Source organism: Streptomyces sp. NPDC024017 (genome assembly GCF_040638895.1).
Lineage (GTDB): Bacteria > Actinomycetota > Actinomycetes > Streptomycetales > Streptomycetaceae > Streptomyces.
In genome coordinates, this window is record NZ_JBEZYZ010000005.1 from 30,515 (window position 1) to 44,015 (window position 13,501).

Here is a 13,501-nt window from a genome sequence, read left to right on the forward strand (position 1 = left end):
CCGCACCCTGCTCGTCACATCGTCGTGCCGCCGCCCGTCATACCGGCGAAGGCGACATCACACGACGAAGAACTGGGGAGCAGCCATGGCATCACCGATCCTGGTCACCGGCGGCACGGGCACCCTCGGCGCCCACGTGGTCCCGCTGCTGCGCGCCTCCGGCCACGACGTGCGGATCCTCACCCGGCGAGCCCGCCCCGCCGCGAACGGTATCGAGTACGTCACCGGCGACCTGCTCAAGGGCGAGGGTGTCGAGGCCGCCGTCGACGGCGCGCAGACCGTGCTGCACCTGGCGGGCGGCCCCAAGGGCGACGACGAGGCGACCCGGGCCCTGGTGCGCGCCGCGTCCCGGGCCGGCGTACGGCACCTGGTCCACATCTCGGTGATCGGAGCGGACCGGGTGCCACTGGCCTGGATGCGGACGAAACTCGAAGCGGAGCGGGCCGTCGCCGACTCGGGCATCCCGTGGACGACCCTGCGCGCGGCCCAGTTCCACGACCTCGCGCTGACCATGGTCGAGAAGATGGCGAAGCTGCCGGTCTTCCCGGTCCCGGGCGGCATGCGGCTCCAGCCGGTGGACTCGCGCGAGGTCGCCGCCCGCCTCGCGGAACTGACCCTCGGCGCCCCCTCCGGCCTGGTCCCGGACCTGGCGGGGCCGCACCTCTACGACCTCGCCGCCCTGGCCCGCCCCTACCTCCGCCTGCGCGGCAGGCGGCGGCCCATGCTGCCGGTGCGCATCCCCGGGAAGGCGGGGCGGGCGTACCGGGCGGGGGCGAACCTGGCGCTGGACGGGGCGGAGACGGGCAAGCGGACCTGGGAGGAGTTCCTGGGGGAGAGGCTGGGCTAGGAACCCTGCCCCGACGCACTCGGCGCGCTCGGCCGGTCCTGCTCCTCGAAGGTCCACACCGCGCGGGACCCCGGGCCGACCACGAGGGCCGAGTGGCCGATCCGCTCCACGTGCCGGTACGACACCGGCTGGTTCAGCGACATCTCGACCTGCTGGAGGCCCACCTGGTCCAGGGGCACGGCGTCGAACCGGATCGTGGTGCCGCCGCCCTCCGCGACGGCGCCCCCGCCCGGCAGGGACCGGACCGCGAAACCGCCGGCCTTCAGCAACGGCACCGTGCCGGCGAGGTCCCGTGCGGTCACCGCGAGCCGGATGCCGGTCACGTTCCGCATCAGATGGTCGCGGTAGGCGTCGGGCAGGTAGCGCTCCCGGCCCACGTCACCGGGGTGGGAGGCGGGCTCGATGTTGCCGCGCGGGTCGGCGAAGTACTCCGGCCGGTACTCCATGCCCCAGGCGCCGAAGAGGTCGTACTGGTCGGTGGTGAAGACGGCGTCGAACCAGGGCACGGGGACGCCGTCACCGAAGTCGCGCGTCTGCCGGAACTCGACCGGGTCGCTGATCCCGGCCTTCCGCAGCCGCTCGATCACCGTGGGGAGGTCACCGGCACGCTCGGTGGACACGCCCATGCCGGCGGAGCCGAGGGTGCCGTCCTTGCCGGGCACATCGCCCACCCCGAACAGCTCCAGGTAGGTCTCGCGGCCCATCAGATAGCGGCCGGTCCAGGTCTGCCCGCCGGAGCCGGTCGTGGTGCGGACCTGGAAGTCGGCGAAGTCCCGCAGATAGGAGGAGTGCTCGATGGCGTCGGCGGTCGCCCGGTCGAGCACGCCGTAAGCGTGGTTGTAGAACAGCAGTTGCCGCCCGGCCGATGTCCCGTTCTCCGCCGCCCGTGCCGTGCTCACTCCGCCCTGGACCGCCCCCGCGAGAGCCAGAGCGATGACCATGATCAGCTGTAACGTCCGTCTGAGAACCATGCGTGGGAGCGTAGGGCGGGAGGAAACGCTTCCGCTGCGGAATGCGCCCTTTGCGGGATCAGGTCTTGGTCAGCGGGGAGACCGGCGGCGATGCCGGCGGTGACGCCGGTGGGGGCTCCTGCCCGCCCATGTCGAGCCGGAACGGCGGGTACTGGTCCGTCAGCAGCGCGGCGTAGGCCGTCACCCGGGCCGTCCAGCGGGCGAGGCCGATCAGGAAGTCGAAGAGGTGGCGCGGGTAGCGGGCGGTGAAGAGCAGGATGACGACGGCGACGAAGGAGAGAAACGGCATCAGCCCGCCGCCGCGCCAGTCGCCCTCGTCGTCCCAGCCGCCCCCGGTGAAGATCGCGACGACGATGTACTGCGGGATCGCCAGCAGCCACCACTTCACCAGGACCAGTCCGCGGGACAGCCGCTCGGGGTAGACGACGTCGAAGTGCGCCGGGTAGTCGGGCACGTCGGCGAGGGTGAACGGCGGGTACCGGTCGGTGCCGAGCGCGGTGTGCGCGTAGTAGCTGACCCGCCAGTTCCAGCGCAGCACGCCGACGCTGAAGTCGAAGAGGGGGCGCGGGTAGCGGGTGGTGAACAGGATGGCGAAGAAGGCGATCACGGTCACGACGACGAACGCGATCCACAGGAACACCAGCACGATGTAGTGCGGGATGGCGAGCAGCCACTTCACCAGCCACATCCACCGGGACAGGCGGGAATCGACAGACGCCTCGAGACGCACGGGTGACGCGGCGACAGGAATCATGTGGCGGCTCTCCTTTCGCCTGCAGACTCGCAAGCGAGGACCGGCCCCGCGACCTGAGCGGGGCCGTTCGCGCGTCGGGTGCCGCTACGCAGCCGCCACGGCGACGCCGCTAAGACGTCACGGCGGCTTCAGGGTCCGGCCCGCCGGTCCCCGGTTCGTCGGCCCCTGGTTCGCCCGGCGGATCGACGAGCTGCTCACGTACGTAGTTCCAGACCACCGCGATCAGCGCGGCGAGGGGCACGGCGAGCAGACTGCCCACGATGCCGGCCAGGCTGCCGCCCAGCGTCACCGCCAGCAGCACCACGGCCGCGTGCAGGCCGAGCCCGCGGCTCTGGATCATGGGCTGGAAGACGTTGCCCTCCAGCTGCTGCACCACGACGATGATGGCCAGCACGATCAGCGCGTCCGTCAGGCCGTTGTAGACCAGGGCGATGAGGACCGCGACGAAACCGGCGAACAGGGCGCCGACGATCGGCACGAACGCCGAGACGAAGGTCAGCACCGCCAGCGGGAGCACCAGCGGTACGCCCAGGATCCACAGGCCCAGGCCGATCAGAACGGCGTCGAGCAGGCCGACGGCCGCCTGGGACCGCACGAAGGAGCCCAGGGTGGCCCAGCCCCGCGTGAACACGACCGGGACGTCGGTGGCGAGTCGGCCGGGCAGCTGACGGGACATCCACGGCAGGAACCGCGGGCCGTCCTTGAGGAAGAAGAACATCAGGAAGAGCGCGAGGACGGCGGTGACGACGCCGTTCACCACGGTGCTCACACCCGTGACGACAGCGCCCACCATGCTGCCGACGCCCTCCTGGGCGCGGGAGACCGCACTGTCGAAGGCCTTGTTGATCTGCGCGTCCCCGATGTTCAACGGCGGCCCGGCGGCCCACTCGCGCAGCCGCTGGATCCCCTCCACGACACCGTCGGTCAGCTCCCCGGACTGGGACGCCACCGGCACGGCGATCAGCGCGACCACCCCCGCGGCGACCACCAGGAACGACACAGTCACGACCGACGCGGCCAGCGCGGGCGGCCACCCGCGCCGGCGCAGGAACCGGGCGGCGGGCCAGGTCAGCGTGGTCAGCAGCAGCCCGACCACGAGCGGCCACACCACCGACCACATCCGGCCCAGCAACCACAACGCCACGGCCGACATGGCGAACACCAGCAGCAACTCGGCGGAAACCCGTGCGGATATCCGCAACGCGGCACGGGATCTCTCGGAATTCAGGGGCGCAGTCACGCAGGCACCCTATTGGCTGAGAGCGCACCGGCAGCAGCCCCGCCCCCTCAGAACCCGGCCGTCACCCCGGCTGCCGGGTCAGCGGACCCTGTACAGGGAGAAGATGTGCAGCGCCGCTTCGATCTGCGCCCGTGTGCGGTCATCGGGTTCCCCCGTGAGCCGCACGAAGACGACGGACGAGCCGGGGTCGTCCGCGACCAGCAGGGTCAGCGGTGTCCGGCCCGACAGCGGGTAGTCGTACCAGCCACCGGGCTTCTCCACGTCCGTGCCGACAAGGGCGTTCTTGATGGCCTGCCAGTCCGAGTCGTCGAAGCCGTAGCCCGAGAACTCCGCGACCGACTCGCAGAACGGCCGCAGATTCTCCTCGAACATCCAGCCCCCGCCGAAGGACGCGGCAGAGCCCGAAGGATCACCCACCGGCCCGGGCCACCCCGATCGGGCAGGACACTCCCGTGCCGCCGATGCCGCAGTAGCCCGCGGGGTTCTTGTCCAGGTACTGCTGGTGGTAGCCCTCCGCCGGGTAGAAGGGGCGGCCCTCCGCCGGGACGATCTCCGTGGTGATGTCGCCGTAGCCGGAGGACGTGAGGACCTTCTGGTACGACGCGCGGGAGGACTTGGCGGTGGCCTCCTGCTCGGGAGTGTGGGTGTAGATCGCCGAGCGGTACTGCGTGCCCACGTCGTTGCCCTGGCGGAAGCCCTGCGTGGGGTCGTGGGACTCCCAGAAGGTCTTCAGGAGGCGCTCGTACGAGATCTGCTCCGGGTCGAAGACCACGCGCACGACCTCGGTGTGGCCGGTCAGGCCCGAGCAGACCTCCTCGTACATGGGGTTCTCGGTGTGCCCGCCCTGGTAGCCGACGAGGGTGGTCCAGACACCGGCCGGGAGCTGCCAGAACGTGCGCTCGGCGCCCCAGAAGCAGCCCAGCCCGAAGTCGGCGGTCTCCAGACCCTCGGGGTAGGGGCCGAGGAGGGGGTTGCCGAGGACGGTGTGGCGGTCGGGGACCGTGAACGCCGGCTCCGGGCGGCCGGACAGCGCCTGCTCGGGGGTGGGCAGCTGGGGCCTGCGGCTGTGCAGGAACATGCGGTCTCCAATCGGGGCGGGCGACTCGCGGCGGGCGACTCAGGCGGGCGACGCCCTCCTCAACGTGCCGGGACGTCCCGGAATTCCAGTGGCCCCCGGACCCGGGCGGGGCTCAGTGCGGCAGGCTCGCCGGGCTGCCGCCGTTCGCCTCGTAGCCCGCCACGGCCAGCGCCCGGTACACCGCGAACTCCGCCGCCGGGTCGGCGGACAGGGTCCAGGGCAGGGCGCCCACGTGGCCGTCGATGTGTATCAGCTGGTTCATGGCCTCCGACCAGCGCTCGCCGCGGACCAGGAAGAACACCAGCATGTGCCGCACATGCGCCAGCATCGGGTCGTCGGGGCGGGCCGAGTGCACCGCGTGCAGCGCGCCGTGGACCGCCTTCGTGACGACCTCGCTCTGCCAGAAGTTCGCGACGAGGGTCACCTCGGGGAGGTGCTCGAACACCGCGAAGAGGGGCATCGCCGAGAGGAGGGAGCCTCGGGGCGCCCGGGCCGCCGCGGCCTCGGCGAACGCGTACGCCTCCGCACGCGAGCCGTGCCACTTCTCGCACCAATAGTGCAGCGCGGCCAGGTGCGCCCCCATGTGGGCCGGGGCGCGGTCCAGGATCTTCAGCCAGATCTGCTCGAAGTCCTTCTGGGAGTAGCCGAGACCGCGGGCCACCGACAGCTCGACGATGTACGGGACCGGGTCACCGGGGGCGAGCAGCGCCGCCTCGCCGCACGCCGTCCTCGCCTCCTCCATGATGATCCGGAACTCGTCCGTCCCGGGTGTCGCCGTCCGCCAGGCCTGCTGCACCAGGAACTCGGCGTGCACGGCCGCGCCGCCCGCGTCCTTGGGCGCCTCGGCCCGCCACACGCGCAGCCACTGCCCGCCCGGCGCCTCGCCCACCCCTCCGGGCCGCCGCGAGAGCTCCAGGGAGGCCGCGCCCGCGAAGGCCTGCACGCGCTGCCAGCGCCGCTCGCCCTCCGTCTCGGTGCCCGCGAGGAGCTGCTGCGCGGCGCGGTAGTCCTGCGTGCGCTGCACCACGTCCAGGACGTCCAGCAGGTCCTGGTCGGGGCCGGGCATGCGGATGTCGAGCTCCTCCTCGAGGACGAAGCCGTAGTTCGCCGGGTCCGCCGCGTCCGGGTGGTCGGGCGAGACCAGCCCTATCGCACCACCGCGCCTGCGCCGCAGGAAGGGAAGCAGCACGAAGCCCAGCATGACCAGCGCGATCAGGACCCAGAGAATCTCCATGGAACAAGCGAACCAGACCGCGCCGACAATTGGCCAACCTGCTCCCGGAACCTGTGGAAAACCCCGCGTTGCCCCGTCCCCCGGCACTCTTCGCGTCGGCGCACTACCCTCGGTGCCCATGAGCGACAGGCACATCAGTCAGCACTTCGAGACGCTCGCGATTCACGCGGGCAACACCGCCGACCCCTTGACGGGCGCGGTCGTCCCGCCGATCTACCAGGTCTCGACCTACAAGCAGGACGGCGTCGGCGGGCTGCGCGGCGGCTACGAGTACAGCCGCAGCGCCAATCCCACCAGGACCGCGCTGGAGGAGAACCTCGCCGCCCTGGAGGGCGGCCGCCGCGGTCTCGCGTTCGCGTCCGGGCTGGCGGCCGAGGACTGCCTGCTGCGCACGCTGCTCAGCCCCGGCGACCACGTGGTCATCCCGAACGACGCGTACGGCGGCACGTTCCGCCTGTTCGCCAAGGTCGTCGCACGCTGGGGCGTGGAGTGGTCGGTCGCCGACACGAGCGATCCAGCCGCCGTGCGGGCCGCCCTCACCCCGAAGACCAAGGTCGTCTGGGTGGAGACCCCCTCCAACCCGCTCCTCGGCATCACCGACATCGCCGCCGTCGCCCAGGTCGCCCGGGACGCGGGCGCCCGCCTCGTCGTCGACAACACCTTCGCCACGCCCTACCTCCAGCAGCCGCTGGCGCTGGGCGCGGACATCGTCGTGCACTCGCTGACCAAGTACATGGGCGGCCACTCCGACGTCGTCGGCGGCGCCCTGATCACCGGCGACGCAGACCTGGGCGAGGAGCTGGCCTTCCACCAGAACGCGATGGGCGCCGTCGCCGGGCCCTTCGACTCCTGGCTGGTGCTGCGCGGCACCAAGACCCTCTCCGTGCGCATGGACCGGCACAGCGAGAACGCCGTCAAGGTCGCCGACATGCTCACCCGGCACGCGCGCGTGACGAGCGTGCTGTACCCGGGCCTGCCCGAGCACCCCGGTCACGAGGTCGCCGCCAAGCAGATGAAGTCGTTCGGCGGCATGGTGTCCTTCCGCGTCGAGGGCGGCGAGGAGGCGGCCGTCGAGGTCTGCAACCGCGCCAGGATCTTCACGCTGGGCGAGTCCCTGGGCGGCGTCGAGTCGCTGATCGAGCACCCCGGCCGCATGACGCACGCCTCCGTGGCCGGCTCGGCCCTCGAGGTCCCCGCCGACCTGGTGCGGCTGTCGGTGGGCATCGAGAACGCCGACGACCTGCTGGAGGACCTCCAGCAGGCGCTCGGCTAGCAGCACCTGCGCGGGGTCACCAGCCGGTGAGGGGTGGAGTCGTGTCGGACGGCGGCTCCACCCACGGGCGGGCGGTCAGCGCCCACACCGTGAACGCCACGGCCGCCGCGAACAGCAGCAGCCACATCGCGCGGCGGGCGAGCGTCCTGCGCCGCAGCATGCGCCCGCCGCGGCGCACCGCCTCCGTGTGGATCTCGGGCGGCAGGGGGCGCGGCGCCTGCTCCAGGAGTCGCCGTACGGCCGCGTCGCGGTCGTTCCCGCTCATGTCGCCCTCCGGTCGCCGGCCGGGCTCATGACGGCACCGCCTTCGCGGCCGTCACCGAGGGCCGGGCCCGGCGGCCGGTGCAACAGGGCCGACGTCGCCCGGTGGCAGATCGCCCGCACACGTTCCGGGGACAGGCCGAGCAGGGCCGCCGTCTGCTCCTCGGCGACGCCCTCGTAGAGCCTGAGCACCAGGATCAGCCGTTCCTGCGGGGTCAACGGGGCCATGGGGCTCGCGGGGTGGGGCCGGGAGCGGCCGAGTGCGCCGTGGTGGTGCCAGGCGCCGCGCGCGAAGCGGGTGGCCAGGTACGAGCGGGTGCGGTCGTAGGGGTCCTCGGTATGCAGCCGGTCCCAGCTCGCGTACGTGTGCGCCAGGGACAGCGTCAGCAGGCGCCGCGCGCGGGGGTTGTCGTCGGGGGCCTCCGCGGTGAGCAGCGTGGCGGCATGCAGCAGCCGCCCGGCCGCGCCCGCGACGAACGCCTCGAACTCCCGGGCGCGACGGGTTGCCCGGGACGCATGCCGCTCCAGCACCGCGCCTCCCGCCTGCCGGCGACCCTGAGGATGCGGGCCCCGGCCGCGCGCGACGGGGGCCCGGTCTCATATCAGGCCCGCAACGGCCCCGAGGTCAAGAGCCGCGCACGGCTCGGGCGGCGCCACGCACGCGTGGGACCGCGGTCGTCGTGCCGTACGGCGGCGGGAGCCCGGCCGCCGGGCGTTCAGGACGCCGTCTGTGCCTCCGGCCCCGGCACCCCCTGCGCCGCCATCCGGGAGGACAGCGCGGTGTTGAAGCGCGTGAGGAGGTCGCAGAACGCCTCGCGCTCCTCGGGCTCCCAGTCGTGGGTCAGCTCGGCCATCAACTGGCGCCGGGAGGATCGCACTTCCTCCAGGCGGGCCTGCCCGCGCGGGGACAGCTGCAGCACCACCGCGCGCCCGTCCTCGGGGTGCGAGGTGCGCTTGACCAGGCCGGTGTCGACGAGCGGAGCCACCTGCCGGGTGACCGTCGACGAGTCGATCCCCATGCTCGCGGCGAGCGCCTTGACGCCCATCGGGCCCTCCTTGTCGAGGCGGTTGAGCAGCAGGTACGCGGCGCGGTCCATGGAGTTGCGCACCTGCCCGACTCCGCCGAGCCGGGTCTGTTCGGCACGGCGGGCGAACAGCGCCACCTCGTGCTGCAGCGTGTCGAGAAGACCGGTGTCACCGACGGTCGTCATGTCCATCGACATTTCAGGTGTTGTGGGCATCGCCGGGGGCTCACTTCGTGGAGGGCTGGCAGATTGGGGGACAGGGTACGCGGCCGGAAGGCAGGCCGTACCGGCGCTGTGCAAAGCGGGTCTCGGAGGTTGGTCACAACGGTCGTTCCCGCCTGTGAACTGCGATGCTGGAGTCATGAGCTACAGCACGGCTGACTCCTTTCGGCCCGTCACCCTCGACGACGTGCGCGGAGCGCAGAAGATGCTCGCGGGTGTGGCGCGGGTGACCGCGATGGAGGGCAGCAGGCACCTGTCCCAGATGGTCGGTGCGCCGGTGCATCTCAAGTGCGAGAACCTCCAGCGGACGGGCTCGTTCAAGCTGCGCGGCGCCTACGTCCGGATCGCGGGTCTGCTGCCGGAGGAGCGCGCCGCCGGTGTCGTCGCCGCGAGCGCCGGCAACCACGCGCAGGGCGTCGCCCTCGCGTCCTCCCTGCTCGGCGTGCGCTCCACGGTGTTCATGCCGAAGGGCGCCCCGCTGCCCAAGGTCAGCGCCACCCGGGACTACGGGGCCGAGGTGCGGCTGCACGGCCAGGTGGTCGACGAGACGCTGGCCGCCGCGCAGGAGTACGCGGCCGAGACGGGCGCGGTGTTCATCCACCCCTTCGACCACCCCGACATCATCGCGGGCCAGGGCACGGTGGGCCTGGAGATCCTGGAGCAGTGCCCCGAGGCGCGCACGATCCTCGTCGGCATCGGCGGGGGCGGGCTGGCCGCCGGGATCGCGGTGGCGGTGAAGTCCCTGCGGCCGGACGTGAGGGTCGTGGGCGTGCAGGCGGCGGGCGCGGCGGCCTACCCGCCCTCGCTGGCGGCGGGCCGGCCGGTGTCGGTCGAGAACCCGGCGACGATGGCCGACGGCATCAAGGTCGGGCGGCCGGGGGATGTGCCGTTCGGCATCATCGGCGAGCTGGTCGACGAGGTGCGCACGGTCAGCGAGGACGAGCTGTCCGCCGCGCTGCTGCTGTGCCTGGAGCGGGCCAAGCTGGTCGTGGAACCGGCCGGGGCGAGCCCGGTCGCGGCGCTGCTGAGCGAGCCCGGCGCCTTCGAGGGCCCGGTCGTCGCGGTGCTGTCCGGCGGCAACGTCGACCCGGTGCTGATGGAGCGGGTGCTGCGGCACGGCATGGCCGCGCAGGGCCGCTACCTGGCGGTCCGGCTGCGGCTGACGGACCGGCCCGGTGCTCTTGCCACTCTTCTGGGCGCGTTGTCAGTGGTCGACGCTAACGTCCTCGATGTGAGCCATGTACGGACCGACCCTCGGCTCGGGCTCACGGAGGCGGAGGTCGAGCTGCACCTGGAGACGAAGGGCCCGGCGCACTGCGCCGAGGTGGGGCAGGCGCTGCGCGAGGCGGGCTACACGGTCATCGGCTGACCTGGCTCCCACGCCGTTCGAAGATCCTTTCGTCTCACGGAGCGCTACGCGGAAAAACTCATTGTGAGACGCGATACATCGCGTTATGGTGTGTCGGTGAGAAGCCTCACCGGACGTCTGTCCGGTCATCCCCGAAGACGTGGAGACTCATATGCCAGGCGCCATCTACGCCGAAGGTCTGGTCAAGACCTTCGGTGACGTAAAGGCCTTGGACGGCGTCGACCTCGACGTGCCCGAGGGCACGGTCCTCGGCCTGCTCGGGCCGAACGGCGCGGGCAAGACCACCACCGTCCGCTGCCTGACGACCCTGCTGCGGCCCGACAGTGGCCGGGCGGTCGTCGCGGGAATCGACGTGCTCAAACAACCCGACGCCGTCCGCCGCTCCATCGGCCTGTCCGGCCAGTTCGCGGCGGTCGACGAATACCTGACCGGCCGGGAGAACCTCCAGATGGTCGGCCAGCTCTACCAGATGCGGGCGAAGGCGGCGAAGGAACGCGCGGCCGAGCTGCTGGAGCAGTTCCACCTCGCGGACGCCGCCGACCGCCCCACCAAGACCTACTCGGGCGGCATGCGCCGCCGCCTCGACCTCGCGGCGGCCCTGGTCGTCTCGCCGCCCGTGATGTTCATGGACGAGCCGACGACCGGCCTCGACCCCCGCAACCGCCAGCAGCTGTGGGAGGTCATCAAGCAACTGGTCTCCGGCGGCACGACGCTGCTGCTCACCACGCAGTACCTGGAGGAGGCCGACCACCTGGCCCACGACATCGCGGTGGTCGACCACGGCAAGGTCATCGCCCAGGGCACCTCCGACCAGCTCAAGGCCCGCACCGGCGGCGAGCGCGTCGAGGTCGTGGTGCACGAACGCGAGCACATCCAGGCCGCCACCGAGGTCCTCGCCGGCTTCGGCAAGGGCGAGACCACGGTCGAGGAGCACATGCGCAAGCTCACCGCCCCCGTGACCGGCGGCGCCAAGCTCCTCGCCGAGGTCATCCGCGAACTGGACACCCGGGGCATCGAGATCGACGACATCGGCCTGCGCCGGCCGACCCTCGACGACGTCTTCCTGTCGCTCACGGGACACGTGGCCGAGGCCAAAAACGTGGAGAACGACAAGGAGGCCGCCCAGTGAGCGCCGTCACCGACACCGTGCGGGTCGCACCCGCCGCGAACCCGGTCAGCCAGTCGATCCGCGACTCGATGGTCGTCGCCAAGCGGAACCTGATCCGCATGTCCCGGATCCCCGAGATGATCATCTACGGGCTGATCCAGCCGATCATGTTCGTGGTGCTGTTCACCTACGTCTTCGGCGGCTCCATGCAGATCGGCAACAGCACCAGCGCCGCCGACTACAAGAACTTCCTGATGGCGGGCATCTTCGCGCAGACCGTCACGTTCGCCACCGCCAGCTCCGGCGCCGGCATCGCCGACGACATGCACAAGGGCCTCATCGACCGCTTCCGCTCCCTGCCCATGGCACGCGGCGCGGTGCTCACCGGGCGCACCCTCGCCGACTCCGTGCAGACGGCCCTGACCTTGGTGGTCCTCGCCGTGGTCGCCCTCCTGGTCGGCTGGCGCGTCGGGTCGGACGGCAGCACCAACGCCGCCAAGGTCCTCGCGGCCTTCGGCCTGCTGCTCCTGCTCGGCTACGCGTTCACCTGGATCGGCGCCCTGATCGGCATGTCCGTCCGGACCCCGGAGGCGGCCACCTCCAGCGGCCTGATCTGGCTCTTCCCGGTCACGTTCATCTCGAACGCGTTCGTGGACACCAGCCACATGACCCCCTGGCTGCGCCACATCGCCGAATGGAACCCCTTCAGCGCCACGGTCCAGGCCTGCCGGGTGCTGTTCGCCAACCCGGGCCAGTCCCAGTCGGACGCCTGGCCCATGCAGCACCCCGTGTGGGCCTCGCTGATCTACTCGATCCTGATCCTGGTGGTCTTCCGGACGCTGGCGGTGCGCAAGTACCGCTCGGCGACGGCATGACAATGCCCCCGGTGCCGAAGCGGCGCCGGGGGCACGTCCGGGCTCGGGTGGCCGGTCAGCCCTCGTACGGCTCGGCCTTGAGGATCTTCACCGCGGCCTTCTTGCCGTTCGGCAGTTCGTACTCGGCGTCCTCGCCGACCTTGTGGCCCATCACGCCGGTGCCCAGCGGGGACTGTGGCGAGTACGTCTCGATGTCGGAGCTCGCGTACTCGCGGGAGGCGAGCAGGAACGTCAGCGTGTCGTCCTCGTCGCCGTCGAACGCGATCGTGACGACCATGCCGGGCGCCACCGCACCGTCCGCCGCGGGCGCCTCACCGACCTTGGCGCTTTCGAGGAGCTGGGTGAGCTGGCGCACACGGAGCTCCTGCTTGCCCTGCTCCTCCTTGGCCGCGTGGTACCCGCCGTTCTCACGCAGGTCGCCCTCCTCGCGCGCCGCGGCGATCTTCGCGGAGATCTCCGCACGCGCGGGACCAGTAAGGTACTCAAGCTCAGCCTTGAGCTTGTTGTACGCCTCCTGGGTCAGCCAGGTGACGTTCTCGCTGGTCTGGGTCACAGGTGCTCCTCGTAGGTACTGGGAATACAAAGCATCGCCCTACCCAGAAGAATGTTCCTTCACGGATGGGCGAAACCACGAGCCTAACAATTCAGGGGCCCAAGGGGGAGGACATAAGCCACCAGAATCACGTCAATGCAGGTCAGGCGCTACGTATTCCAGGTGACGCCAGTTGTGGTCAGCCGGCGTGGCAGCCCAGCAGCTCGGCCGTCGTCCCCGGGGAGGTCGTACGGAGCGTGACGACCTTGTCGATGCGGGTCCCGTCACCGTCGAAGCGGAAGTCGGCCCGGCCCACCTCGGCCCCGTTCTCGGCCTGCGAGCGCACGGTGCAGTAGCCGGCGGTGCCGGCGTCCTTGCGGACCTCCAGATGCACCTGCACGGACTCCTTGCCCGGCTCGAAGCTGATCACCTCTGCGCTGATCTCGTTCTGGGCGACGTAGTGGTAGCCGAACCAGCCGACGAGCCCCAGCAGCGCCACCGCCAGGACGGCACCCACGACCTTGAGCGTCCGGTCGGCGCGCGCGTCCGAGGAACGGCCGTAACGGCCCTCGGGCAGTCGCGTGCTCGCCGTACTCATGATCGTCCTCCTGGCAGGGCCGGGACGAAGGTCCCGGAAGGGGCTCCAGGACCGGGCCCCGGAATTATTCGCCCCCCGGTTCGGTCACTATAGAAGCCGCTGATTGCGCCGACG

The 13,501-nt window shown here is 71.4% G+C and carries 16 protein-coding genes; 5 read left to right on the forward strand and 11 right to left on the reverse strand.

The window, feature by feature from the left end:
- Nucleotides 1–85: 85 nt before the first annotated feature.
- The gene (locus AB0G20_RS14385) at nt 86–847 is read left to right on the forward strand and encodes an NAD(P)H-binding protein (RefSeq protein ID WP_361301056.1); all 762 of its coding nucleotides are present in this window, start codon (nt 86–88) and stop codon (nt 845–847) included.
- On the opposite strand, the gene AB0G20_RS14390 is transcribed toward AB0G20_RS14385, so the two are convergent.
- The 6 genes from AB0G20_RS14390 to AB0G20_RS14415 form a co-directional block, all read right to left on the reverse strand.
- Nucleotides 844–1,794 carry a DUF5829 family protein gene (locus tag AB0G20_RS14390; RefSeq protein WP_361302399.1) on the reverse strand — a complete coding sequence of 317 codons (951 nt, stop codon included), beginning with the start codon at nt 1,792–1,794 and terminating at the stop codon, nt 844–846. The two genes, AB0G20_RS14385 and AB0G20_RS14390, sit on opposite strands and share 4 nt — an antisense overlap.
- 82 nt (nt 1,795–1,876) lie before the next feature.
- On the reverse strand, nt 1,877–2,572 hold the full coding sequence (locus tag AB0G20_RS14395; RefSeq protein WP_361301059.1) for a DUF4389 domain-containing protein: 696 nt from the start codon (nt 2,570–2,572) through the stop codon (nt 1,877–1,879).
- 109 nt (nt 2,573–2,681) lie between these two features.
- Nucleotides 2,682–3,812: an AI-2E family transporter gene (locus AB0G20_RS14400; RefSeq protein ID WP_361301062.1), complete on the reverse strand. Its 1,131-nt coding sequence runs from the start codon at nt 3,810–3,812 to the stop codon at nt 2,682–2,684.
- Between the two features lie 78 nt (nt 3,813–3,890).
- Nucleotides 3,891–4,229: a hypothetical protein gene (locus AB0G20_RS14405; protein WP_361301065.1), complete on the reverse strand. Its 339-nt coding sequence runs from the start codon at nt 4,227–4,229 to the stop codon at nt 3,891–3,893.
- Nucleotides 4,222–4,890 carry a peptide-methionine (S)-S-oxide reductase MsrA gene (gene msrA, locus AB0G20_RS14410; RefSeq protein ID WP_361301068.1) on the reverse strand — a complete coding sequence of 223 codons (669 nt, stop codon included), beginning with the start codon at nt 4,888–4,890 and terminating at the stop codon, nt 4,222–4,224. The genes AB0G20_RS14405 and msrA overlap by 8 nt, the downstream gene beginning before the upstream one ends.
- Before the next feature lie 112 nt (nt 4,891–5,002).
- Nucleotides 5,003–6,124 (reverse strand): hypothetical protein, encoded by a 1,122-nt coding sequence (locus AB0G20_RS14415; RefSeq protein WP_361301071.1) that lies wholly within the window; start codon nt 6,122–6,124, stop codon nt 5,003–5,005.
- Between the two features lie 118 nt (nt 6,125–6,242).
- Here AB0G20_RS14415 and AB0G20_RS14420 point away from each other — a divergent pair, with 118 nt between their 5' ends.
- Nucleotides 6,243–7,397, forward strand: a complete 1,155-nt coding sequence (locus AB0G20_RS14420) for a cystathionine gamma-synthase (RefSeq protein WP_361301074.1) — start codon at nt 6,243–6,245, stop codon at nt 7,395–7,397.
- A 16-nt stretch (nt 7,398–7,413) separates the two neighbouring features.
- On the opposite strand, the gene AB0G20_RS14425 is transcribed toward AB0G20_RS14420, so the two are convergent.
- From AB0G20_RS14425 to AB0G20_RS14435, 3 genes are all read right to left on the reverse strand, one after another.
- Nucleotides 7,414–7,662 carry a hypothetical protein gene (locus tag AB0G20_RS14425; protein ID WP_361301077.1) on the reverse strand — a complete coding sequence of 83 codons (249 nt, stop codon included), beginning with the start codon at nt 7,660–7,662 and terminating at the stop codon, nt 7,414–7,416.
- Nucleotides 7,659–8,189, reverse strand: a complete 531-nt coding sequence (locus AB0G20_RS14430; RefSeq protein ID WP_361301080.1) for a sigma factor-like helix-turn-helix DNA-binding protein — start codon at nt 8,187–8,189, stop codon at nt 7,659–7,661. The genes AB0G20_RS14425 and AB0G20_RS14430 overlap by 4 nt, the downstream gene beginning before the upstream one ends.
- 185 nt (nt 8,190–8,374) lie before the next feature.
- Nucleotides 8,375–8,881: a MarR family transcriptional regulator gene (locus AB0G20_RS14435; RefSeq protein ID WP_361302402.1), complete on the reverse strand. Its 507-nt coding sequence runs from the start codon at nt 8,879–8,881 to the stop codon at nt 8,375–8,377.
- 163 nt (nt 8,882–9,044) lie between these two features.
- Between AB0G20_RS14435 and ilvA the strand changes: the two genes are divergently transcribed.
- From ilvA to AB0G20_RS14450, 3 genes are all read left to right on the forward strand, one after another.
- Nucleotides 9,045–10,274 carry a threonine ammonia-lyase gene (gene ilvA / locus AB0G20_RS14440; RefSeq protein WP_361301083.1) on the forward strand — a complete coding sequence of 410 codons (1,230 nt, stop codon included), beginning with the start codon at nt 9,045–9,047 and terminating at the stop codon, nt 10,272–10,274.
- 151 nt (nt 10,275–10,425) lie between these two features.
- Nucleotides 10,426–11,403, forward strand: a complete 978-nt coding sequence (locus AB0G20_RS14445) for an ATP-binding cassette domain-containing protein (RefSeq protein WP_361301086.1) — start codon at nt 10,426–10,428, stop codon at nt 11,401–11,403.
- Nucleotides 11,400–12,257, forward strand: coding sequence for an ABC transporter permease (locus AB0G20_RS14450; RefSeq protein WP_361301089.1), 858 nt, complete (start codon nt 11,400–11,402; stop codon nt 12,255–12,257). Before AB0G20_RS14445 ends, AB0G20_RS14450 begins: the two co-directional genes overlap by 4 nt.
- Before the next feature lie 55 nt (nt 12,258–12,312).
- Here the strand turns inward: AB0G20_RS14450 and greA are convergent, their stop codons facing one another.
- Complete coding sequence (greA, locus tag AB0G20_RS14455) at nt 12,313–12,810, reverse strand: transcription elongation factor GreA (protein WP_248506029.1); 498 nt, start codon at nt 12,808–12,810, stop codon at nt 12,313–12,315.
- Nucleotides 12,811–12,988: 178 nt separating this feature from the next.
- On the reverse strand, nt 12,989–13,387 hold the full coding sequence (locus tag AB0G20_RS14460) for a DUF4307 domain-containing protein (RefSeq protein WP_361301093.1): 399 nt from the start codon (nt 13,385–13,387) through the stop codon (nt 12,989–12,991).
- Nucleotides 13,388–13,501: the final 114 nt, after the last annotated feature.